This is a genomic window from Dokdonella soli, from assembly GCF_039523175.1.
GTDB lineage: Bacteria > Pseudomonadota > Gammaproteobacteria > Xanthomonadales > Rhodanobacteraceae > Dokdonella_A > Dokdonella_A soli.
Genome location: NZ_BAAAEU010000024.1, coordinates 598,771 through 621,523 on the forward strand (window position 1 = coordinate 598,771; position 22,753 = coordinate 621,523).

At 66.2% G+C, this 22,753-nt stretch carries 23 protein-coding genes; 9 read left to right on the forward strand and 14 right to left on the reverse strand.

Features of this window, described 5'->3' with window-relative positions; all coding sequences use genetic code 11:
• Positions 1-201 precede the first annotated feature (201 nt).
• The 4 genes from olsF to grxD all read right to left on the reverse strand — a co-directional run bounded on the left by olsF (position 202) and on the right by grxD (position 3,883).
• Complete coding sequence (olsF, locus tag ABD002_RS16570) at positions 202-1,929, reverse strand: bifunctional ornithine lipid synthase OlsF (protein WP_343793074.1); 1,728 nt, start codon at positions 1,927-1,929, stop codon at positions 202-204.
• Positions 1,930-2,142: 213 nt separating this feature from the next.
• Complete coding sequence (locus ABD002_RS16575) at positions 2,143-2,739, reverse strand: YhgN family NAAT transporter (RefSeq protein ID WP_343793076.1); 597 nt, start codon at positions 2,737-2,739, stop codon at positions 2,143-2,145.
• Positions 2,740-2,797: 58 nt separating this feature from the next.
• On the reverse strand, positions 2,798-3,562 hold the full coding sequence (locus ABD002_RS16580; RefSeq protein ID WP_343793078.1) for an SDR family NAD(P)-dependent oxidoreductase: 765 nt from the start codon (positions 3,560-3,562) through the stop codon (positions 2,798-2,800).
• 3 nt (positions 3,563-3,565) lie between these two features.
• Positions 3,566-3,883, reverse strand: coding sequence for a Grx4 family monothiol glutaredoxin (gene grxD / locus ABD002_RS16585; protein ID WP_343793080.1), 318 nt, complete (start codon positions 3,881-3,883; stop codon positions 3,566-3,568).
• Between the two features lie 163 nt (positions 3,884-4,046).
• Here grxD and ABD002_RS16590 point away from each other — a divergent pair, with 163 nt between their 5' ends.
• Positions 4,047-4,625, forward strand: a complete 579-nt coding sequence (locus ABD002_RS16590; RefSeq protein WP_343793082.1) for a Fe-Mn family superoxide dismutase — start codon at positions 4,047-4,049, stop codon at positions 4,623-4,625.
• Between the two features lie 129 nt (positions 4,626-4,754).
• Here the strand turns inward: ABD002_RS16590 and ABD002_RS16595 are convergent, their stop codons facing one another.
• The 3 genes from ABD002_RS16595 to purE form a co-directional block, all read right to left on the reverse strand.
• Positions 4,755-5,666 carry a DUF7450 family protein gene (locus ABD002_RS16595; RefSeq protein ID WP_343793084.1) on the reverse strand — a complete coding sequence of 304 codons (912 nt, stop codon included), beginning with the start codon at positions 5,664-5,666 and terminating at the stop codon, positions 4,755-4,757.
• A 178-nt stretch (positions 5,667-5,844) separates the two neighbouring features.
• Entirely contained in the window at positions 5,845-6,972 is a 1,128-nt protein-coding gene (locus tag ABD002_RS16600; protein WP_343793086.1) for a 5-(carboxyamino)imidazole ribonucleotide synthase, read from the reverse strand.
• Positions 6,973-7,117: 145 nt separating this feature from the next.
• Positions 7,118-7,630: a 5-(carboxyamino)imidazole ribonucleotide mutase gene (gene purE, locus ABD002_RS16605; protein ID WP_343793088.1), complete on the reverse strand. Its 513-nt coding sequence runs from the start codon at positions 7,628-7,630 to the stop codon at positions 7,118-7,120.
• 84 nt (positions 7,631-7,714) lie between these two features.
• Between purE and ABD002_RS16610 the strand changes: the two genes are divergently transcribed.
• The 3 genes from ABD002_RS16610 to nadC all read left to right on the forward strand — a co-directional run bounded on the left by ABD002_RS16610 (position 7,715) and on the right by nadC (position 11,522).
• Entirely contained in the window at positions 7,715-7,984 is a 270-nt protein-coding gene (locus ABD002_RS16610) for a Trm112 family protein (RefSeq protein WP_343793090.1), read from the forward strand.
• Positions 7,985-8,105: 121 nt separating this feature from the next.
• Positions 8,106-10,538 (forward strand): DUF1631 domain-containing protein, encoded by a 2,433-nt coding sequence (locus ABD002_RS16615; protein ID WP_343793092.1) that lies wholly within the window; start codon positions 8,106-8,108, stop codon positions 10,536-10,538.
• Between the two features lie 123 nt (positions 10,539-10,661).
• On the forward strand, positions 10,662-11,522 hold the full coding sequence (nadC, locus tag ABD002_RS16620; RefSeq protein ID WP_343793094.1) for a carboxylating nicotinate-nucleotide diphosphorylase: 861 nt from the start codon (positions 10,662-10,664) through the stop codon (positions 11,520-11,522).
• An 18-nt stretch (positions 11,523-11,540) separates the two neighbouring features.
• Here the strand turns inward: nadC and ABD002_RS16625 are convergent, their stop codons facing one another.
• Positions 11,541-12,335, reverse strand: a complete 795-nt coding sequence (locus ABD002_RS16625; protein WP_343793096.1) for an FHA domain-containing protein — start codon at positions 12,333-12,335, stop codon at positions 11,541-11,543.
• 137 nt (positions 12,336-12,472) lie between these two features.
• On the opposite strand from ABD002_RS16625, the gene ABD002_RS16630 reads away from it, so the two are divergent.
• Complete coding sequence (locus ABD002_RS16630) at positions 12,473-12,817, forward strand: DUF3301 domain-containing protein (protein ID WP_343793098.1); 345 nt, start codon at positions 12,473-12,475, stop codon at positions 12,815-12,817.
• Between the two features lie 121 nt (positions 12,818-12,938).
• Here ABD002_RS16630 and ABD002_RS16635 read toward each other — a convergent pair whose 3' ends face one another.
• From ABD002_RS16635 to petA, 5 genes are all read right to left on the reverse strand, one after another.
• Positions 12,939-13,325, reverse strand: a complete 387-nt coding sequence (locus ABD002_RS16635; protein WP_343793100.1) for a ClpXP protease specificity-enhancing factor — start codon at positions 13,323-13,325, stop codon at positions 12,939-12,941.
• 77 nt (positions 13,326-13,402) lie between these two features.
• Positions 13,403-14,026, reverse strand: coding sequence for a glutathione S-transferase N-terminal domain-containing protein (locus tag ABD002_RS16640; RefSeq protein WP_343793102.1), 624 nt, complete (start codon positions 14,024-14,026; stop codon positions 13,403-13,405).
• 140 nt (positions 14,027-14,166) lie between these two features.
• Positions 14,167-14,901, reverse strand: a complete 735-nt coding sequence (locus ABD002_RS16645; protein ID WP_379988421.1) for a cytochrome c1 — start codon at positions 14,899-14,901, stop codon at positions 14,167-14,169.
• A 31-nt stretch (positions 14,902-14,932) separates the two neighbouring features.
• Entirely contained in the window at positions 14,933-16,228 is a 1,296-nt protein-coding gene (locus ABD002_RS16650; RefSeq protein ID WP_379988419.1) for a cytochrome b, read from the reverse strand.
• On the reverse strand, positions 16,228-16,833 hold the full coding sequence (gene petA / locus ABD002_RS16655; protein WP_343793104.1) for a ubiquinol-cytochrome c reductase iron-sulfur subunit: 606 nt from the start codon (positions 16,831-16,833) through the stop codon (positions 16,228-16,230). Before petA ends, ABD002_RS16650 begins: the two co-directional genes overlap by 1 nt.
• Before the next feature lie 245 nt (positions 16,834-17,078).
• Between petA and ABD002_RS16660 the strand changes: the two genes are divergently transcribed.
• Positions 17,079-18,368 (forward strand): S1C family serine protease, encoded by a 1,290-nt coding sequence (locus ABD002_RS16660; RefSeq protein WP_343793106.1) that lies wholly within the window; start codon positions 17,079-17,081, stop codon positions 18,366-18,368.
• Between the two features lies 1 nt (position 18,369).
• On the opposite strand, the gene ABD002_RS16665 is transcribed toward ABD002_RS16660, so the two are convergent.
• Positions 18,370-19,491 carry a lytic transglycosylase domain-containing protein gene (locus ABD002_RS16665; RefSeq protein WP_343793108.1) on the reverse strand — a complete coding sequence of 374 codons (1,122 nt, stop codon included), beginning with the start codon at positions 19,489-19,491 and terminating at the stop codon, positions 18,370-18,372.
• A 230-nt stretch (positions 19,492-19,721) separates the two neighbouring features.
• On the opposite strand from ABD002_RS16665, the gene miaB reads away from it, so the two are divergent.
• From miaB to ABD002_RS16680, 3 genes are all read left to right on the forward strand, one after another.
• Positions 19,722-21,065, forward strand: a complete 1,344-nt coding sequence (miaB, locus tag ABD002_RS16670; protein ID WP_343793110.1) for a tRNA (N6-isopentenyl adenosine(37)-C2)-methylthiotransferase MiaB — start codon at positions 19,722-19,724, stop codon at positions 21,063-21,065.
• Between the two features lie 310 nt (positions 21,066-21,375).
• Entirely contained in the window at positions 21,376-21,948 is a 573-nt protein-coding gene (locus ABD002_RS16675) for a sigma-70 family RNA polymerase sigma factor (RefSeq protein WP_343793112.1), read from the forward strand.
• On the forward strand, positions 21,945-22,676 hold the full coding sequence (locus ABD002_RS16680; protein ID WP_343793114.1) for an anti-sigma factor: 732 nt from the start codon (positions 21,945-21,947) through the stop codon (positions 22,674-22,676). The genes ABD002_RS16675 and ABD002_RS16680 overlap by 4 nt, the downstream gene beginning before the upstream one ends.
• Positions 22,677-22,753 lie beyond the last annotated feature (77 nt).

Sequence of the window (22,753 nt, forward strand, 5' to 3'; positions counted from 1 at the left end):
CATCATGAGGATTTCGGACACAAAAACCGCCATGCCGGCGCGCCCAGGTTCCTTCCTGCAGCGCGCTCGCGGCTGTCGGCGGTGTGGTTCTGAGACTGTCATGACGCGGGGAGCCGCAAAGACTCTCCCCGAGTCTTAACCCCAGTTTAACAGTGTTTGATGACGAATTCGTAACATGACGCCATCAAATGCTGCGGCGCGTCATGCCGCGCGACCACCCTCGACATAGCGCGCACGCTTGCTCGGTCGCAGCTGGCCGAGATCGAGCCGAACCAGGCCGTCGATGCAGCCGCCGAATGCCGGGTCGACCCCGAAGTCGAGAAAGCGCACGCCAGCAGGCTCGCAGAGGTCCGCGTACTGCCGGTAAAGGGTCGGCAACTGCGCGCCCAGCGCGTCGAGGCGCTGGCGCAGAACCGTCAGCCCCTCGCCCGGCGAGCGCCTGCCCCAAGCCGCCCGCGCCTCGGCCGAAACCGCATTCGAGATGACAAAAGGATTGCGCGCACGTGCCAGCCTGTCCGCGTCGCCGAAGTAGTGGCGGTGGTAATGGACGACCCACTCACGCGCTTCCAGCGGCAACGCCGCGCTGAGGCTCACCGGGCCAAACAGATAGCGCAGGTGTGGGCGCCGGCGCAGATAGGCACCAATGCCCTGCCACAGGTAGTCCAAGCTGCGCGTGCCCCAGTACGCCGGCTGCACGAAGCTGCGGCCGAGTTCGACCGCCTCGGCAAGGAATGCCTCGGACGCCGGGGCATAGTCGAACAGGCTCGCCGAATAGAGCCCGGCGAGGCCGTGCGCCTGCACGATGCTGGCGGCCTCGCCGAGCCGGTAGGCGCCGACGATGGCCAGCGCGGATTCGTCCCACAGCACCAGGTGACGATAGTGCGCGTCGTAGCGATCCAGGTCACGGCGCGCGCCGGTGCCTTCGCCGACCCTGCGGAACGCAAGTTCGCGCAGGCGCCCGATCTCACGCAGCGCGGGGCAGTCTGCTTGCGCCTCGAGCAGCAGGATCTGCTTGCCGTCGTTGGTCTGTCCCAATACCTCGGCCTGACGCAATGCGCGGCGCACGCCGAGCGGTGACTCCGGATGCGCAACCGCGGCCGAGGTCGGGAACACGGTCGGCCGGCGGCGCGCCAGCCGGTAGACATGCCGACGCATATGCCGCGCGATCTGCTCCGGATGCATCGTCGACTGCGTCAGCGCGGACGGCGACACGATCTCGCCGACCTGGAAGCCGATCCGCGCATGCACGGCACCGAACATCTCGCGCGCGAGCAGCAGCGAGGCTAGCGGTTTCGCAAGCATCGAGACGCCATAGAACATCGGTGAGTTCTGCGCGGCGATGTGCACCGGCAGCACCGGCGCAGCGGTCTTCAGCGCGAGCCGCGCGAAACCGGTCGACCAGCCGAGGTCGCGCACGCCCTGCGGACGCATGCGCGAGACTTCGCCGGACGGAAACACGATCAACGCTTCGTCGCGTTCGAGTGCGCGGTACGCCTCGCGTGCACCGCCGAGCGCACTGCCGGCGCCGAACACCGGCAGCGGCAGCAACAGCGGGGCGAGCGGGCCGAGCTGCATCAGCACGTCATTCGCGAGCACCTTCACATCGCGCCGCACCGAGCCGACCAGATGGATCAGCGCGAGCGCATCGAGCGCGCCGAGCGGATGGTTCGCGACGATCACGACCCGGCCCTCGACCGGAATGTTCTCGCGATCGGTGTTGGCGACGCTGTAGCTGATCTTCAACAGATCGAGCACGCGCTCGACGAACGCGAATCCGGTCAGCGGCGCGCTCTCGGCGAGGATCGCGTTGATGCGCTCCTCGCAGGTGATCCGGCGCAACAGGCCGACCACCGGCTGCGCGAAGCTGCGCGCCTTGCCGTCCGCGAAGCGCGGAAATTTCTCGTAGAAGCTGCGTTCGACGCTGATCATGGCGTGCCCCGTGGTTCGGGGATCACGGTAGCGGGTATGTGTTACAGGGACATGGAGGGCGACAGATCTTTCGTCATTCCCGCGAAGGCGGGAATCCATTGGTCCTCTTTGAGGCGCATGAAAGCGAACGTGGATTCCCGCTTGACCAGCTCGCCGTTGAGAAGCGCTTCGCGGGAATGACGGCGAAGGGGGACTTTCCCGCCTCCTCGCTCCTCAATGCACGCCAGCGAGCCTCACGTAGGCGACGACGCCGTCGAGGAACATCTGCACCGACAGCGCGACCAGCAACATGCCCATCAGGCGCTCCAACGCAGTCAGAACGCTAGTGCCGAGCCAGCGGAACAGATAGGTCGACGACAGCAGGATGAACGCGGTCGCCAACCAGGCGAGAAACAATGCCGCGCTCCAATCCGCGGTGCGGCCCGGATTGCTGTTCGCGAGCAGCATCACCGCGGCCATCGTCGATGGACCGGCGACCGCCGGAATCGCCATCGGCACGATGAACGGCTCGCCTTCGGCATCGCCGAAGATGCCGTGCTGCGGCGGGAAGATCATGCGCACGCCGATCAGGAACAGCACGATGCCGCCGGCGATGCTGACCGACTCCTGCTTGAGTTGCAGCAGATGCAGCAGGTACTGACCGCCGAACAGGAACGCGAACAGCACCACCAGAGCGATCAGCAACTCTCGCACGAGCACGAGCCGGCGTCGTTCCTTCCTGACGTTGCGCAACAGGCTGAGGAACAAAGGAATGTTGCCGAGCGGATCCATGATCAGGAACAGCAGGATGCCCGCCGACAGCGTGCTCATCGAGTTTTCCATGGTCCCCTCGCCTCAATCAGCGCGATCGTCGCGCGCGGCGCCACGATCATCCCCGCAAGTCCAGCACCTTGCCGCGAACACCGCTCGCGCCGGCGCCAAGCAACCAAGCGATCGCTCGCGCCGCATGCGCGGGATCGGGATGGGCCAGCGTGTCCTCGCCATAGTACGCCGCGCGGCGCAGTGCCGTGCGCATCGGGCCCGGCAAGATCGCATGCGTGCGCACGGATGAGCTTTCGGTTTCCTCGTGCACGATCGAGGCAAGGCCGAGCAACGCATGCTTGGCGACACCATAGCCGCCCCAGAATGCGTTGCCGATACGCGCGACGTCGTCGAACACGAACACGATCGCGGCGTCGTCCGCGCGGCGCAGCAGCGGCAGGCAGGCCTGGGTCAGCAGGAACGGCGCGGTCACGTTGACCTGCTGTGTGCGATTCCATTCCTCCGGCGTCTGCTGCTCGAACGGCTGCAGCGTGTCGAACTGTGCAGCCGCGTGCACGATACCGTCGAGCCGCCCGCACTCGCGCATCACTGCGGCGGCCAGATCGGCATAGTCCTTCGGTGTCGCGCCGGCAAGATCCATCGGATACAGAGCGGGTGTCAACGCGCCGCTCTTCTCGATCTCGTCGTAGACCCCTTCCAGCGCACGCACCTTGCGGCCGAGCAACACGAGGGTCGCGCCTGCGGCCGCGGCGGCCAACGCGGTCGCGCGGCCGAGCCCGCCTGTCGCGCCGGTGACGAGCACGACGCGGTCGCGCAGCGATTCCGCCGCGGGCGACGCGACGCCGTCCGCCAGACGTTCCAGCGCCAGCATCGATCAGACCTTCTGCGCGTCCTGGACCAGGCGTTCCAGCTCGCCCGACTCGTACAACTCGAGCGTGATGTCGCAGCCGCCGATCAATTCGCCATGGATGAACAGTTGCGGGAAGGTCGGCCAGTTCGAATAACGCGGCAGGTTCGCGCGGATTTCCGGATCCTCGAGCACGTTGACCGAATGGAAGTTCGCGCCGACCGCCTTCAGCGCCTGCGAGGTGCGGCTGGAGAACCCGCACATCGGAAACTGCGGCGTGCCCTTCATGAAAAGCACGATGGGATGGGAACCGAGAGTGCCCTTGATGCGTTCGATGACGTCCATTGCCGACCTGCCGTACAAGCATGAGCGCGTGATGCCGCGCGGATACGCGCATGGTAACAGTTCGCTCCTTGGTCGATGGACGCGCGCGCTTCCTGCCGGCGCCTGTTCGCGGCATCCTGATAAACTGCAAGACCCTCCCTATCCCATCGACAAGGAGTATCCCGTGGCGATCGAACTTCCCCCGCTTCCGTGGGCGCGTGACGCGCTGGCTCCGCACATTTCCGCGGAAACCATCGACTACCACTACGGCAAGCACCACCAGACGTATGTCACCAACCTCAACAACCAGATCAAGGGCACCGAGTTCGAGAACCTCAAACTCGAGGAGATCATCAGGAAATCCTCCGGCGGCATGTTCAACAACGCCGCGCAGATCTGGAACCACACGTTCTACTGGAACTGCCTGAAGCCGAACGGTGGCGGTGAGCCGACGGGACGCCTCGCCGACGCGATCAACAAGGCGTTCGGCGGCTTCGCGCAGTTCAAGGACGAATTCACCAAGACCAGCGTCGGCACGTTCGGCTCCGGCTGGGGCTGGCTGGTGCAGCGTCCGGACGGCGGCCTGGCCTTGGCCAGCACCTCGAACGCCGGCACGCCGATCACCGGCGCGGATCGTCCGCTGCTGACCTGCGACGTCTGGGAACACGCGTACTACATCGACTACCGCAATGCGCGGCCGAAGTACGTCGAGGCGTTCTGGAATCTCGTGAACTGGGAGTTCGCGGCCAGCCAGATGGCCTGAGCGTCCCACCTGCACCCGTAGGAGCGACTTCAGCCGCGATGCTCCGAAAGAAGCATCGCGGCTGAAGCCTGTCCCGAGCCCGTCGAAGGGCCGCTCCTGCAACCTACGCCGCGAGACTTCGCCGTCTCCTCATGCTTTTTTCGTTGACGGCACGCACAGGTATTCCACACGTGCAGTCTTGAGCAGGGCCGGATTCTCGAACTGGCTGTGGATCACGGCCTGCTCCTTGACGGGTCCTTTCTTGACTGGGCTGACCGAATAACAGACGAGATGCGCGTTGGGATGATGACGCTTCATTTCACGCTCGCCTTTTTCGCCCTTGACCGTCTTGTCGACGGGATTGCACAAAAGCTGCGGAGACTTCACGTTGAAATTGCCGTCGACGAACTGATCCTTGAGATGCACCACCTTCCCCGGGGGTTCCTTCGTTTCCGGAGGCGGGGGTGAATAGCACGCGAAGTGATCGAGGTCCTTTTCGGGCGGAATCTCCGGAGTCTTCGGCTTTGGATCTTCCTTCGTGACCTTGTTCTTGCCTGATGGCGCGCACAGCGCATAGGCGGACACGACCTTGATCCTCCGCCCATCCTTGTCGATCTGGTTGGTGACCGTCCTGGCCGTGCGGAAATCGTAGACCAGCTCATAACAGACGAGATGCGCCAGGGGATGCCTGGGCGTGTTCTTCGGCTCACCTTCCTTCGGCTTGCCCTCGTCGTCCAGCGACGACGCCTTCTCGACCGGATTGCAGAGGAGAACGTGGTCCTTGACGTCCACCGGCTTGGGCTCGTCCAGGAACTGGTCCTTCAATGTCACCTTTGCGCCCTTGAACGCGTCCGTCTCGTTGCGATCGATGACGTAGCACAGGAAATGATCGAGTTCGGCCTCCGCGTCCTTGTAGCCGTATTCCACAGGCGTTGTCGCAGCCGGCTGAAGGACCGTACAACCGATAAGGGTTTCCACGGCCATGACGCCGGCGAGGACTCGCCACGAATGGAATCGAGCCGATGGCGCGATGCGCTCGACTGCGCGGGGACGAATTTGCATGGGACACCTCCGGTGAACATGCAATCGGCGCGAATGTACACCCGTCAAGAGGGGCGCTACACGGGCTTATGCGGCGATGACTCGACGCCCAAATTTCGTGCCAGCGGCGGGCTGCATCGCCCGTCGCAGTGCGTGGCCGAACACCCCTTGCGGCGGCGTAGCACTGGCTTTTCAGCCGTCAGCCAAGGACGGCCAGCACCGGCTCCACCTGCTGCTCGCGCCCCAACGCTTTGCCGATCCGCGCCAGACGCTCGTGCATTTCGGCCGTGTTGGCCGCACAGATCGTGGCGTGGCCGACCTTGCGGCCGGCGCGCGGGCTCTTGCCGTAATCGTGCCAGTGGGCGCGCGGCTCGGCGAGTATCGGCGTCGCCGCCGGCAGCTCGCCGACCCAGTTCAGCATCACGTTCACTCCAAGCGCGGTCGTGTCACCGAGAGGCAGGCCGAGCACCGCGCGAACGTGGTTCTCGAACTGGCTGGCGGGAGCACCCTCGATCGTCCAATGACCGGAGTTGTGCACGCGCGGCGCCATCTCGTTGCCGAGCAACTTGCCGTCACGCACGAACAGCTCCAGCGCGAACGTGCCGACGTAATCGATTTCCTCGGCGATGCGTCGTGCATGCGCGATCGCGATCGGCGCGAGCACATCGCTGTGTGGCGCGGGCGCGAGGCTGACCGAGAGGATGCCATCGGCATGCCAATTCTGCGTCAGCGGATAGGTGCGGAATTCGCCCTCTCGCGAGCGCACCGCGATTACCGACAGCTCGCGCTCGAACGGCACGAACGCCTCGAGGATCGACGGGGCGCCGTTGAGCGTGGACCACGCGGCGTCGATGTCGGCCGGCGATTTCAGGCGGAACTGGCCCTTGCCGTCGTAGCCGAGCCGGCGCGTCTTGAGGATCGCCGGCGTGCCGATCCGCTCGACCGCGCGCGCAAGGTCGTCGCGATTGTCGACCGCGGCGAATGCGGGCGTGTCGAGCCCGATCTCGCGGAACAGGCTCTTCTCGGCAAGCCGGTCCTGCGAAATCGCGAGCGCACGCGGATTCGGAAACACGCGCGTGTGTTCGGTCAGCCAATGCGCGGTTTCCGCCGGCACGTTCTCGAAATCGAACGTCGCGACATCGATCGCGCGCGCGAACTCCGCGAGCTTGTCGAAATCACGCCAGTCCGCGCGCAACAGTGGCGCGACCTGGGCGGCACAGGCGTCGGGCGCACTGTCGACCACGAGGAAGCGAAAGCCGAGCGGCGCACCGGCTAGCACGAGCATGCGGGCCAATTGGCCGCCGCCCAGGATACCTATGGTTTGCATATGGACGATCGCCGAGATGCCGTCGCGGTTCCGGACGGGCGAGCCTGCCCGATGCCGACGCGCCCCGCACCGATCGCCGGACAGGGACAGGGAGAGGATCGCCGCTTCGCGACCGGCGCGAAGGAGGCGCAGCGGACCGGCCTGTTCATGCGTTCGCGCGCGGATCCGGATTGGCGAGCACGGTCTCGGTCTGCTCACGACGGAACGCGTCCAGGCGCGTGGCCAGCGTCGTATCCGTCGTTGCCAGCATTGCCGCGGCGAGCAGCGCCGCGTTCACCGCGCCGGCGCGACCGATCGCCAGCGTCGCGACCGGAATGCCGGCCGGCATCTGCACGATCGAGAGCAGCGAATCGAGACCGTTCAGCGCCTGCGACTGCACCGGCACGCCGAGCACCGGCAGGCGCGTCTTCGCAGCGAGCATACCGGGCAGGTGTGCGGCGCCGCCGGCACCCGCAATGATCGCGGCGAGACCACGTCCGGCCGCGTTTTCCGCGTAGTCGAACAGGAGATCCGGCGTACGATGCGCGGAAACCACCTGCACCTCGTGCGCGATGCCGAGCCGCTCCAGGGTTTCCGCCGCGTGGCGCATGGTTTCCCAGTCGGATCGGGACCCCATCACGACGCCTATCCGTGGACGCTCGATCGCGCTTTTTGTCATGGCCGTGGCACGCGCAAATCGTTATTGTACGCGTATTCCGCCGCGCACCGAACGGCCCCCGGTTTTGCCAAGACATCCGCCTCTATGGACAAGCGCCTGCTCGACATTCTCTGCTGCCCGGTCACGAAATCGCCGGTGCGGCTGCTCGCCGAAAACGAGCTCTTGGCACTGAACCGCGCGATCGCTGCGGACCAGGTGCTGAACGGTGCCGGCGCACGCGTCACGGGTGCATTTTCGGGCGGCTTGATCACGCGCGACGCGCGCACCATCTATCGCGTCGAGGACGATATTCCGGTCATGCTCGCCGACGAGGCGGTCGCGACCTCTCAACTGACGGACTTTCCGCGGTCGTGACTCATTCCTTCACCAGCAAGCGTGATCGCGGTCACACTCCGTGCATGGCGGCGAACTATCATGGTCTGCCGTGGCGAATCCGTACGCTGCCGCGTGCGCCAGCGATCTCCGGAATCCCGCAATGACCGCCGCCAAAGACACGCCGAACGTGATCGACCTGCAGCAGCGCCAGACGGTCGCTTCGAGCACCGACCGCCTCGGTGACCTGCTCAAGCTGGTGCGTGGCATCTCGCTCAAGCGCATCAACGGGCTGGTCGGTACCCTGTTCGAGAACGTCGATGACGCGCTGTTCGACCTCGCCGAGCGCGCCGGCAGCAATGCGATCCAGACCGAATACTTCGACGGCATGCGCGAAGTGCGCAAGAAGCGCCAGCTGGTCGAGCGCCTGTTCCAGGAAGAGGCGACCAAGGCGTTCGGGGAATTCGCGGACGGCAAGCTCAAGCCCATCAAGCCGGACGTTGCGCCGCAGCAGGCCCACGCCGGCCTGTCGCTGGTCGACGATGTCGAGCTCGAGGAATCGCTCGCGGTAACGAGCATGGTCGCCAAGGCCGAGAATCGCCTGCAGCGTTCGCTGTACCAGGTCAACCAGCGCCTTGCGGTGATCATCGGCGGCGGCAAGGTCGATGATGCGAACAATCCGATCGGACCGGCCGTGCTCGGCAACGCGTTCCGCGCCGCGATCCGCGAGTTCGATGTCAACGTGCAGGTCAAGCTGATCATCTACAAGCTGTTCGACCGCTACGTGATGGCCGGCCTCGATCCGGTCTACGAAGAGGTCAACATCGAGCTGATCCGTGCCGGCGTGCTGCCACAGGTGCGTCACGTGATGCCGCACGGCGCCCGTCCGCCCGCACCCGCAGGCATGCAGCGCGGCGTGCCCGGGCAGCCGCAAGCGGGCCAGGGCGCAGCTGCCGGTGTGAGTGCGTACTACGACCCGGCGGTCGGCGATCTGCAGATCGAGATCTACAACACGCTGCGCTCGTTGCTGGCGAGCCGCCATTCCGGCAGCGACTATGTATCGTCGGCAGGTGATCCCGGCTCGGCCACCGGCGTCGGCCTGCCGGGGCTGAGTCCGACCGACCTGCTCAGCGCATTGACGATCCTGCAGAACCAGTCGATGGCGGCGCAGGCCAGGGCCGACAGCGTTTCCGACGCGGCGCAGGCCGTGCAGCAGATCAAGCGCGAACTGCTCGAGCAGGTCGGCAAGTTGTCGGACGACTCGAAGGAGCGCCGGGTCTCGACCGCGGACGAGGACACGATCGACCTCGTCGGCATGCTGTTTGAGTACATCCTGCAGGACCGCAACCTGCCGGCGCAGATGCAGGCGCTGTTCGGTCGGCTGCAGATTCCGTATCTGAAGGTCGCCATCCTCGACAAGCACCTGTTCGCGCAGAAGTCGCATCCGGCGCGGCGCCTGCTCGATGCGCTCGCCGAGGCCGGCAAGAGCTGGTCCGAGGAATCCGACCGCGATCATCGCCTGTACGAGCGCATCAAGACCTCGGTCGAAACCGTGCTGCGCGACTTCGACGATGACGTCGGCGTGTTCGAGCGCGAACTGGCCACGTTCTCCGACTTCGTCGATTCGCATCACAAGCGCGCCGAACTCGCCGAGCAACGCGCCGCGGAAGCGACGCGCGGGCGCGAGAAGCTGCAGGAGGCCCGCCGCACCGCCGCGCGCGAGATCCTCAAGCGTATCGACGAGCGCAACCTGCCGCCGGTCGTGCACACCGTGCTGTCGCGGCCCTGGGCCAACTATCTCGTGCTGACGCTGTTGCGCCAGGGCGAAGGTTCGGACGAATGGCGCAACGCGCTGCGCTTCGCCGACGAGTTCGTCTGGAGCGCGCAGCCCAAGACCACCGAGAACGAGCATACCCGCCTGCGCGCGCTGCTGCCGCAGCTGGAGAAGGCGTTGCGTCACGGCCTCGCCACGGTCGCCTATCACGAAAGCGACGTGAAGCAGCTGATGCACGAGCTGTCGCAGTTCTACAAGCGCCTGCTCGACGGTCAGAAGGTCGAGACCAAGACCGCCAAGGAAGTGATCGTCGAGAATCTCGCGCCGATCGTGCCGGCGGCTGCCTCGGAAGACGGTGCGAGCGGCGCGGAAGGCGCGGCCGCGCCAGCGCCGACGGTCACGCAGAGTCCGGTCGAGGAAGTCGTGCTCAGCTCCGGCGAGCCCGACACGGAAGCTCCCGTCGAAGTGCTCGCCGAGGACGACGAGCATTTGCGCGCGGTACGCGAGCTGAAAGTCGGCACCTGGATCGAGTTCATCGACGATAGTGGAGGCCGCGAGCGCGCGAAGCTGTCCTGGATCAGCCCGATCAGCTCCAAGTACCTGTTCGTGAACCGCCGTGGCCTCAAGGTCTGCGACAAGACCGTGTCCGCGCTGGCGGTCGAGATGCGCAGCGGCAGTGCGGTCGTGCTCGAGGAAGTGCCGCTGTTCGATCGCGCGCTCGACGCGATCGTCGCGCGCCTGCGCCATGCGAACGACGGAGCCGACGCGCCCGCAGCACCCGCTACGGCAACCACTCCGGGCGGCAGCGCGCAGGCGCCATAGACCTGAGACATCGCCGGCGCGCCTCGATCTGCGGGCAGACGGGCCGGTGACACCTGTGTGGAATAGATCAGAGCATCCCTTGCTATCCTCCGCGTCCCGATGTTTCCAGCGAGCCCGCCGCACGTGACAACGCAAGCTGTGGTTCCTCCTCCGCACGACACGATCGAGCGCGATGTCCGTCGCGCCCTCGAGGAAGACATCGGCAGCGGCGACGTGACCGCCGATCTGCTGCCGACTGGCGCCAGCGCGCGCGCGCGCGTGATCACGCGCGACGCCGCCGTGCTCTGCGGCCGCGCATGGTTCGACGAATGTTTCCGTCAGCTCGACGCGGCGACACGCGTCACCTGGCATGCAGCCGATGGTGACCGCGTCGCGGCGGGAGCCGTGCTCTGCCACATCGAGGGCACGGCGCGCGCGCTGGTCAGTGCCGAGCGCACCGCCCTGAATTTCCTGCAGACGCTGTCCGGCACCGCGACCGCGACGGCCACCTACGTCGAAGCCGCGCGTGGCACGCGCACGACGATCCTCGACACGCGCAAGACACTGCCGGGCCTGCGCCTGGCGCAGAAATACGCAGTGCGCATCGGCGGCGGCCAGAATCATCGCATCGGCCTGTACGACGCGGTGCTGATCAAGGAAAACCACATCGCGGCCGCGGGCTCGATCGCCGCCGCGATCCAGCGCGCCCGGGCGCTGCATCCCGGCCTGCTGGTCGAGACCGAGGTAGAGGATTTCACCGAATTGCGCGAGGCGCTCGCGGCCGGCGCCGACCGCATCATGCTCGACGAATTCGAGCTGCACGAGCTGGCGCAGGCGGTCGCCGAAACCGCGGGACGCGTGCCGCTGGAAGTGTCCGGCTCGGTCGCGCTCGATCGCGTGCGCGCGATCGCCGAGACCGGCGTCGACTATGTCTCGATCGGCGCGTTGACCAAGCACGTCCGCGCGATCGACCTGTCGATGCGCGTCGAGGTCCTCGGCGGCTAGCCGGCCGATCCGCGAGCGTCAGAACACGCCGGCGTAATGCAGCGCCGCCAACACGGCGGCCACCAGCACCACCCCGCCGATCACGACCCAAGGCATCGACGTGCTGCCGGATGCGGCCGCGGCCGGCACTTCGGCGCGGGCCGCGGCGGACTGCTGGCGCGCATCCATGCCCGGCGTGACCAGCAGGAAACGTACGGTGTCCAGGCGCAGTTCCTCGCCGGGCTTCACGAGGCCGCTCTGGACGCGCTTGTCATTGATGTAGGTGCCGTTTGCCGAGCCGAGATCCTCAACATGCACGCCTTCGGGCGTCAGCTTCAGGCGCGCGTGGTGGCGCGAGATCTCCTCGGCCGGCACCGGGATGTCGCAGTCGGGCTGACGGCCGATCACCGCGTTGTCGGTCACCGCGAAGGTCTTGCCGAACGTCGCGCCGGAGACACCGCGCAGCATGAAGCGCGGCAGCGTGGCGCGCACCCGGGTACGGCCGTCATCGGCAGGCGGCGCCCTGGTCGCGGATGCCGGGGATGCCCTGTGTTCGCTCGCGCTCACCGAACAGCCGATGCGTCCGAACACGAGCAGGTCGCCGGACTTGATCGCCGTGTCGCGATCGATCTGGCGACCGTTGAGGATCGTCGGTGCGGCGGCATCGAGCGGTCGTGCGATCGCGTTGCCGCTTTCCAGCCGGATCTCGCAATGGTGCGCCGCGACCGCGGCAGCCGGAAGCACGATCCCGCAATCGGCGCTGCTGCCGATGCTCGTGACGCCATCGGCCAGATCGACCGGTGCATGTTCACCGCCAGGAAAAACCAGTTTCATCAAAACCCCCTGATAGTCCGCCGACCCGACCCGCGGCGTCGCAATGATTGTAACCGGCACCCCGGCAGCGTTTGTGACTGCCCGCACCGGCTGCGCAACGGCTTGTCAGCCGCGCCGGTCATCCCCACACTGTCTCAATGATCGGAACCTGGATTTTCCTGCTCGTCATCGCCACCGCCGTGTGGGCGTGGATGGATGCGCTCAGCGCGCGTGAACAGGCGATCCGCCACGGCCGTGAATTGTGCCGCGAGGCCGGGGTGCAGCTGCTCGACCAGACCGTGTCGCTGAAGCGCCTGCGCATCGGCCGCCGAGACGGCCTGCCGACCTTCCTGCGCCGCTACGATTTCGAGGTCAGCCTCGACGGCTCCGACCGCCATCGCGGCCATCTCGACCTCGGCGGCCATCGCCTGGAAGCCTGGAGCCTGCCGCTCGGAGAGGCCGTGGCGGCCGCGGCGCGACCGAACCATTTGAGGCTCGTGTAGGCGGGCCTCGGCCCACCGATGTCACGTGTGGAGTTCGTTGGTGGGCCAAGGCCCACCCTGCGGCGCTGGATCCCGTGTCATCGCACATCCCTGTGCTGCACCGGGTGAGTTCATCCTGAACTCATTTGATCACGCGCAGATGCGGGCGCTTCGGCGCCTCGTCCGGCTGCGGCGCGGCCGGCGGTGGTTCGGTCGGCGCGTTGTCGGCCGAGAACATCATGCCCTGGCCGTTTTCCTGAGCGTAGATCGCCAGCACAGCGGCCATCGGCACGTGGACCGACTGGCTCACCCCTCCGAAGCGCGCGAGGAAACGCACATGGTCGTTGCTGATCTCGAACTGGGTCACCGCGCGCGCGGCGATGTTGAGAACCACGCGGCCGTCTTTCGCGGCACCGGGCGGCACGCGCACGCCCTCGGCGGCGGCATCGACGAGCAGGTACGGGGTCAAGCCGTTGTCGCTGATCCACTCGTAGAGCGCCCGCAACAGATACGGACGATTGGATGTCATTGCGATCGAGGACACTGAATTCCCGAAGAATATTCGACCACGCCGGGCCGATTTGACAGAAGACAGCTTAAGGCAGCTTATGACCGCAGCGCCTTCTCATCGGCGGTCAGGCTGCGCGCAAACCCCTGGCTGCGGAAGATGCGCTCGCCGTAGTCGACGATCGCCTGGGCCTCGCGCGGCAATTGCACGCCGAGCGCGCCAAGCCGCCAGACCAGCGGAGCCAACGCGCAATCGGCGAGGCTGATTTCGGGGCTGAGGAAGAACCTGGAGGCCTTGAAGGCCGAGGCGTTCTTGACCAGATCGTCACGCAGCGCCTTGCGTGCGGCGTCTGCCGCCTTGCCGCCGGCTTCGATCTGGTCGACCAGGGTCAACCAGTCGTTCTCGACGCGCACGATCGCCAGGCGCAGGCGCGCACGCGACAGCGGATCGACCGGCATCAGTGGCGGGTGGGGATAGCGCTCGTCGAGGTATTCGCAGATCACGCTGGTGTCGTACAGCACCAGGTCGCGGTCGACCAGGGTCGGCACCGAGTTGTACGGGTTCAGGTCGAGCAGGTCTTCGGGCGGGTTGTCCAGGTCGACCAGCACGTGGTCGTAGGTGACGCCCTTGGCCGCGAGGGTCATGCGGACGCGGTGGCAGTGCACGCAGTCGGGAGCCGAATACAGGGTCAGCACGGTGCGCGAACGCTGGTTCAAGGCCATTCCGGAATCCCCCTCCACTTGCGATCTGGGCAAGCCCTTGCACCGCAATGTACTACGCGCACCGGCGCGCGCCTAGCTGGCGGGCGGCCTGGGGGGCAGCGGGGCTGGCAGCGCCACCGGGCGCCGCCAGCCCTGGCGCGTCAATGCACGTCCTTCCAGAACTCGTGCTTGAGCAGGTACGCGATGAAGGTGAAGAAGGCGAGGTAGAGCAGGACCCAGACGCCCATCGCTTCACGCTTCAACGCGGCCGGCTCGCCGGCGTACTGCAGGAACGCGGTGATGTCGCGCGCGGCCTGGTCGTACTGGCCGGCGCTGAGGCGACCCGGCGTTTTCAGTTCGAGCTTCTCGATCTCGGCGTCGTGGCCGGGCTCGGCGGGCTTCATGACCGCAACCTGCTGGCCTTGCAGCTCCCACAGTGCGTTCGGCATGGACGCGTTCGGGAACACCGTGTTGTTCCAGCCGAGCGGGCGCGACGGGTCGAGGTAGAACGACTTCAGGTAGCTGTAGATCCAGTCCGAACCCTTCGCGCGCGCTTCCAGCGACAGATCCGGCGGTGCCTTGCCGAACCACTTCGTGGCGTCCTCGGCCGGCATATGGCTGATCGCGTGGTCGCCGATCTTGCCGCCGGTGAACACGAAGTTCTTCTCGACGTCCTTCGGATCGAGCTGCAGATCCTCGGCAATCCGCGAATAGCGCAGGTACTGCAGCGAATGGCAGCCGGAACAGTAGTTGAAGAACAGGCGCGCACCGCGCTGCATCGAGGCGACGTCGTCGAGGCGCACGTTCGCCTCCTGCAGGCCTGCTGCCTCCTCGGCGCTGGCCACGGCGGCCGTCATCAGGCTGGCGAACAGCAGCGCGGCAAACTTCGTGAACATCGCGGTTCCCCGGGTCTTGGTCGTCATGGCCTTAGTCATGCATGGTCACCCGATCCGGCACCGGCTTGGTCTTCTCGAAGCCGAAATAGGTATAGGCCCAGAGGAACGCGAAGAAGCCGAAGTAGACGACCGTCCAGAAGCGCCCGAACAGGTTCTCGATCGTGGTCACGTCCGCGCTCGCACCGAACCACTCGGGAATCTTCTCGGCGGTGACGCCGGCACCGACCGCGGCGAGCATGATGAACGAGACCGCGAACAGCCCGAGCGCGATCTTGTAGCCGAGGCCGCGGTAGCGGATCGACTTCACCTTGCCGCGATCCAGCCACGGGAAGAAGAACAGCACCGCGATCGAGCCGAACATCGCGATGACGCCGGGCAGTTTGAACGGGATCATGCGCACGATCGCGTAGAACGGCGTGAAGTACCAGACCGGTTTGATGTGCGAGGGCGTGGCCAGGTTGTTCGCCGGGATGAAGTTGTCGTGCTCGAGGAACCAGCCGCCGAAGGTCGGCGCGTAGAAGATGATGAACGCGGCGATCACCAGGAAGAAGCCGGTACCGAAGATGTCCTTCACCGTGTAATACGGATGGAACGCGATGCCGTCCAGCGGCGTACCGTCGGCCTTCTTCTTTTCCTTGATTTCGACGCCGTCCGGGTTGTTCGAGCCGACCTCGTGCAACGCGGCCAGATGCAGTACGACGAGCAGCAGCAGCACCAGCGGCAGCGCGATCACGTGCAGCGCGAAGAAGCGGTTCAAGGTCGCGTCGGCCGGCAGGTAGTCGCCCATGATCCATTCGACCAGCGAATCGCCGATCACCGGGATCGCGCCGAACAGCGAGATGATCACCTTGGCGCCCCAGAACGACATGTTGCCCCACGGCAGCACGTAGCCCATGAACGCCTCGGCCATCAGCACCAGGAAGATCAGCATGCCGAGCAGCCAGACCAGCTCACGCGGCTTCTTGTACGAGCCGTACATCACGCCGCGGAACATGTGCAGGTAGACGACCACGAAGAACAGCGAGGCGCCGGTCGAGTGCATGTAGCGGATCAGCCAGCCCCAGCTGACGTCGCGCATGATGTACTCGACCGAGGCGAACGCTTCCGCCGCGTTCGGCTTGTAGTTCATGGTCAGGAAGATGCCGGTCAGGATCTGGTTGACCAGCACGATGAGAGCGAGGGAGCCGAAGTAGTACCAGAGGTTGAAGTTCTTCGGCGCGTAGTAGCCGCTGGTATGCGAGGACAGGAACGAGAAGATCGGCATGCGATCCTCGATCCAGTTGACCACGCGGCTGTTCGATTGGATCCGGGTCATCGTGGTGCCCATTACGCAGCCTCCTTGCCCGGATCGACGCCGATCATGATGTGCGTGTCGTCGATGAACGTGTACGGCGGCACGGCGAGGTTCGCCGGTGCCGGCACGCCGTCGAAGACGCGACCGGAGATGTCATAGCGCGACTTGTGGCAAGGGCAGTAGAAACCGCCCTTCCACTGCGGGTCGAACGGCTCGGGCTTCAGCTCCGGGAAGAAATCCGGAACGCAGCCGAGATGCGTGCAGATGCCGGTCACGACCAGCCATTCCGGCTTGATCGACCGGTATTCGTTCTTCGCGTACTCGGGCTGCTGGTCGGTGTTCTCCGACTTCGGGTCCTTGAGGCGCGAATCCTCTCCGGCGAGCGCATCGAGCTGCGCCTTGGTCCGGTTCACCACGAACACCGGCAGGCCACGCCACGCGAACGTGACCTTCTGACCCGGCTCGATCTTGCCGATATCGGCCAGCACCGGCGCGCCGGCCGACTTCGCCGCCGCACTCGGCTCCCACGACTTGACAAAGGGAATCGCCGCCAGCACGACACCCGCACCACCGACGACCGAGGTCGTCGCGGTCAGGAATCGACGGCGTCCCTTGTCCACCACAGCATCGCTTGCCATCCAGCACTCCGCTGCAAACTTCAGAGAAAATGGTTCGAAAGGATTGCCGCGAGCCGCTGCGAAACCGATCAGCCGAACCGAACGCACGGGCGCCCGCCGCAACCAACCCGAATTCATCCGCAACGGCCACATGCCGCGCCGGAAGCGCGCACACCGGCCGCGCCGAATCCGCAGCCTGTAGGGCAAGCCCGAAAATCGTGTTAGTTTAACGAACGCCCCTGCACCGCACAATCAAAGTCGATCACGTGCATACGCGCTGCGCCCGCCGGACCGCGCGCCTCGACCTCGATCACTTCGAAACCACGCAGCGCGGCACAGTACGACCCGACAGCATGCCGATCAGCTCGCCCCACAAGACACTCGCCTTCGTCGCCCGCTTCACGGTGATCGGGCTCGCTGCCGCGTTCGTGCTGAGCGTGGTCGCGCCGAACCTGGTCGAGCGCCTGCGTGGCACTTCCGGCGGCAGCCGTTCGGCACCAGCGTATGCCAACGCCGGCGCTGCGGCATCACGCCACGCCCCGTTCTCGTACGCGGCGGCGGTTGCGCGCGCGTCGCCATCCGTCGTGAACATCTACGCGAACAAGATCACCACGTTCCGCAGTACCTATCTGATTCCCGACCCGCTGACCCAGCGCTTGCTCGGCTACATGCAGGGTCCGCCGCGGCAACGCAAGGACCAGAGCCTCGGCTCCGGCGTGGTCTTCAGTTCCGACGGCTACGTACTGACCAACAACCACGTGATCAGCGGCGCCGACGACATCCAGATACTGCTCGACGACGGGCGTGTCGAACAGGCCCAGGTGATCGGCAGCGATGCCGAGACCGATCTGGCCGTGCTGAAGATCCCCGCGAACAACCTGCCGGTGATCACGGTCCCGGAGGACGTGAACGCCGACGTCGGCGACGTGGCGCTCGCGATCGGCAACCCGGTCGGCCTCGGCAAGACGGTCACCATGGGCATCGTCAGCGCGACCGGCCGCCAGCTCAGGATGTCGGCCTACGAAGACTTCATCCAGACCGACGCGGCGATCAATGCCGGCAATTCCGGCGGTGCACTGGTCAATGCGCTGGGCGAGCTGATCGGCATCAACACCGCGATCTACCCGCGCACGCCGACCTCGGATGGACGCGGCACGGTCACCCAGGGCGCCGAGGGCATCGGCTTCGCGATCCCGGTCAGCACCGCGAAGGCCGTGCTGGACCAGATCATCAAGCACGGCCACGTGATCCGCGGCTGGATCGGCGCCGACTACACCGACATTCCTCCGCCCAACGGCGCGACCTCGCGCCAGCAGGGCGTGCAGATCATGCGCGTGGTGCCGGAGAGCCCAGCTGCGCAGGCGAGCCTGCAGCCCGGCGACCTGCTGCTGAAACTGGACGGCACTGCGATCGCCAACCAGATCGACCTGCGCAACCGCGAAGCCGCGCTCGCGCCGGGAACGAAGGTGCGTATCGAGGGATTGCGCGGCAACGTGCCGTTCGCGATCGATGTGACGCTGGTGCAACGACCGGCACCAAGTACGACCGGCGCCTGATTCAGAGCGCTTTCTGGTAGCGGTCGCGCAAGGTCGCAACGCGCTGCACGTAGACCTGCGTTTCATCGTACGGCGGCACGCCGTGGTACCTCTGCACGGCGCCTGCGCCGGCGTTGTAGGCGGCAGTCGCGAGCTGCGCATCACCGTTGAAGTTTTTCAGCAGCTGGGCGAGGTAACGCGCGCCGCCGCGGATGTTCTGGGCGACGTCGAACGCATCGGTGACGCCGAGATCGCCGGCCGTGTCCGGCATCAGCTGCATCAGGCCCTGCGCGCCCTTGTTCGAGATCGCGAGCGGGTTGAACGCGGATTCGGCGTGGATCACCGCGCGCAACAGCGCACTGTCGACGCCGTAGTCGGCCGCTGCCGCCGCAATCTCGGCCTGGTACGCCTCGAGGTTCAACGCGGTGCGCGCAAAGTCGATCTTCGAGTGCACGTCGCATGCGACACAGGTCGCGATATAGGTGAACAGCACCGCGAATGCGCCCGCGTTCGGCTTGATGTTCGTGTATTCGGTGATGCCGTCCTTTCGGGCGACCTTGTAGACGGCTCCGCGCAGGACGCGGGGCGCCGGGGACACCGTCGTCGAGGCGGCCAGCGCGGCCACGCCGGGGGCGTCCGTGCGTGCCGGCGTCCGGTACGGCGCGGCGATGAAGAGCGGGTTGCCCACCGTCGGTGCACTGCTCGCGACATCGGCGAGCACCGTCGAGAAATCCTGTAGAACGACGATCCGCGCGCTGCTCGCGACGCCGCCCGAGACGGCCGCGAAATTCACGCGCACGATCGCCGCGGGCTCGCTCGCCACGTCGGATACGACGTCGGAAAAATCGGCCCTGATCGGCTCTCTCGTGTTTTCCTGATAAACCCAACCGCGTTTCGGCGCGGCTTCAGGTGCAGCGTGCGGCGCGACCGGCGCCAGACGGGGCACCGCGGCAGGTTTCGGTTTCGGCGCGTCCGCGAACGTCGAGATTGCCTTGCAGCCGGCGAACCCCTTCTGCGTGCTGGTGTACGCGATGCTGCCGTCGCTCGCCGAGCACTTGTACAGCACACTTGCGGAGGCGAGCGCCGGCGCGGACAGGAGTCCGGGCACGAGCAGCACGATGGCGAGGCGACGAAGACGCGACATGGACGCTATTTGAACCCTTCCCGACGCCGAGGTTCCGCCAGCGCGATCACGCTGTCGAAACGACCCCTTTGGACGGCACACGGCCGCGCAACCATTGGCGACGCGCCGTTTTACCACGTAAACTACTGGATTGCCGCATCTTTTTCGCCGAATCGGGGCACGAAACCCGCTTCCATCGCGGCCGAAACACCCCCTGCGACGCAGCGGCAACACGTTCCTGGATTTCCCGCATGACCGGCAAGCTCTACATCAAGACCCACGGTTGCCAGATGAACGAGTACGACTCGGCCAAGATGGCTGACGTGCTCAAGGCCGCGCACGGTCTGGAGCTGACCCAGGACGAAGCCGAGGCCGACGTGATCCTGGTCAACACCTGTTCGATCCGCGAGAAGGCGCAGGAAAAGGTGTTCAGCCAGCTCGGTCGCTGGAAGCAGCACAAGCAGGGGGGCAAGCCGGTGCTGATCGGCGTCGGCGGCTGTGTCGCGAGCCAGGAAGGCGAGGCGATCGTCAAGCGCGCGCCGTACGTGGATCTGGTGTTCGGCCCGCAGACCCTGCACCGGCTGCCTCAACTGATCGAAGCGCGCCGCGCGACCGGCAAACCGCAGGTCGACATCTCGTTCCCGGAGATCGAGAAGTTCGACAAGCTGCCCGAACCGCGCGCGGAAGGACCGACCGCGTTCGTCTCGATCATGGAAGGCTGCTCGAAGTACTGCTCGTTCTGCGTCGTGCCCTATACGCGCGGCGAGGAGATCAGCCGGCCGTTCGACGACGTCGTCGCCGAGATCGCGACCTTGGCCGAACAGGGCGTGCGCGAGGTCAACCTGCTCGGCCAGAACGTCAACGCGTACCGCGGCCCGATGTTCGATGGTTCGATCGCAGACCTCGGCCTGCTGATCCACGCGATCGCCGAGATCGACGGCATCGGCCGCATCCGCTTCACGACCTCGCATCCGCTCGAGTTCAGCGACTCGCTGGTCGACGCGTATGCGCACGTGCCGCAACTCGCGAACTTCCTGCACCTGCCGGTGCAGTCCGGCTCCGACCGCATCCTCGCCGCGATGAAGCGCGGCTACACCGCGCTCGAGTTCAAGCAGAAGATCCGCAAGTTGCGCGCGGTGCGCCCGGATATCTGCATCTCTTCGGACTTCATCGTCGGCTTCCCCGGCGAGACCGATGCCGATTTCGAGAAGACGATGAAGCTGATCGACGACGTCGGCTTCGACCAGAGCTTCTCGTTCATCTATTCGAAGCGCCCCGGCACGCCGGCTGCGAACCTCGAGGACGACACGCCGGACGCGGCCAAGCATGAACGCCTCGCGCGCCTGCAGGCGACGATCAACGCGAACGCGAAGCGCATCAGCGAGGCGATGGTCGGCAGCGTGCAGAACGTGCTGGTCGAAGGCCCGAGCCGCAAGAATCCGAACGAGATGACCGGGCGCACCGAGAACATGCGCTACGTGAACTTCCCCGGCCATCCGCGCATGACCGGCCAGTTCGTGGATGTGACGATCACCGAAGCGATGAGCAACTCCCTGCGCGGGCGCCTGGTCACGGACGAAAGTCTGGTCGCCTGATCGCACACCCGTCGTCCGGTGCCCGCACGGCGCCGGACGACAAGTCCGCTGCATCCGTACACTTCTCTCCTTCGTATCGATTCGATGAAGCCTGCCGGTTGGCAGCGCGCGTTCGGATGCGCATGCGACACCGCCCCAACCTCTCGTCGATGCTCCGCGGTCACGCGAATATCAGGCCCCGGTGCATCCTGCCCGGCGCCGGCGGCGCAGCCCACCCCGCCCACGGGCTCATGCCCGGCCCACGTAGCCGTTGCACGCGCGATGGTATTTGCGGACCATCCGTCGAGTCGCTTCAGGTGTGAGCGGACCCATGGCCGACTCGACCGACACCTATCCGCCGGACCAGGATCGCCTGGCTGACCTGCTCGCCGCGGTCGCCGCCGGCGACAGTCATGCGTTCGAAAGCCTGTACCGATCGACGTCCGCAAAGTTGTTCGGTATCTGCCTGCGCATCGTGCAGCAGCGCAGCGACGCCGAGGACGTGCTGCAGGACGTCTACACGACGATCTGGCGCAAGGCGAAGCAGTACGACGCCGCGCGCGCCAGTGCGACCACATGGCTCGCAATGATGACGCGCAACAAGGCAATCGACTGCGTGCGCGCCAGCGGCGCCGGGCGCGGCGCGGTCGCGATCGACCTGGCCCAGGACGTGCTCGATCCGGATGCGTCGACATTCGCCGCCGCCGAAGCGAGCGAGCAGCGCCGCCGCCTCGACGCCTGCCTTCGCGAGATCGAGGCGCAACGACGCAACCTGATCCGCGTCGCGTTCTTCGAGGGCGCGACCTATGAGGAGCTCGCTGCGCGTAGCGGCACGCCGCTCGGCACGGTCAAGAGCTGGATCCGGCGCGGTCTGCTCCGGCTGAAAGCGTGCCTTGAGCGATGAATACCCACGCCGACAACCTGCACGAACCGCCCGAGCGCGCGGATACCGCTGCTGAATACGTGCTCGGCGTGCTCGATGGCGCCGAACGCCGCGCCGCCGCGGAACGCATCGCGCACGACCCCCGGTTCGCGCGCGCGGTCGCCGCATGGGAAGCGCGGCTGACGCCGCTCATTGACGAGGTCGCACCGGTACCACCGCCGCTCGCGCTGTGGCCGAGAATCCGCGCAGCAGCCGGACTCGCGAACGCGGACCGGCCTGCGCAACCCACGCAGCGACCGACGTTGTGGCAAAACACGCCGTTCTGGCGCTGGCTCAGCGCGGGTGCCTTCGTTGCAGCGGCCGCGTGCCTCGCGATGGTGTTCCTCGCGCCACACCCGGCACCGCCGCCTGCGATGCCGCTGGTCGCGAAGCTGGTGCAGGACGACGGCAAGGCGCTGTTCCTCGCCACTGTCGATGTACGCCACGGCACGCTGGTAGTGCAGCCGACCAGCGTCGAAATCCCGGCCGGTCGCGTGCCGGAACTCTGGTTGATCCCGCCGGGCGACCGGCCCCATTCGCTGGGCATCCTCGATCCCGCGCGTGCGAATTCGATGGTCGTGTCGAAGGATCTCATCGCTGCCCTCGGCCCGCGTGCAATCATCGCGGTGACCATCGAACCGCCGGGGGGCGGCCCCGGCGGCAAGCCGAGCGGCCCGATCATCGCGAAGGGCGAGATCTCGCTGCTGTGAGGACCGCGCCGCATCCGAATGGCAGCGCAGGCCGGTGTGGTGGCTCCCAGATCACCGACCCCGAACGCGAGGATGCG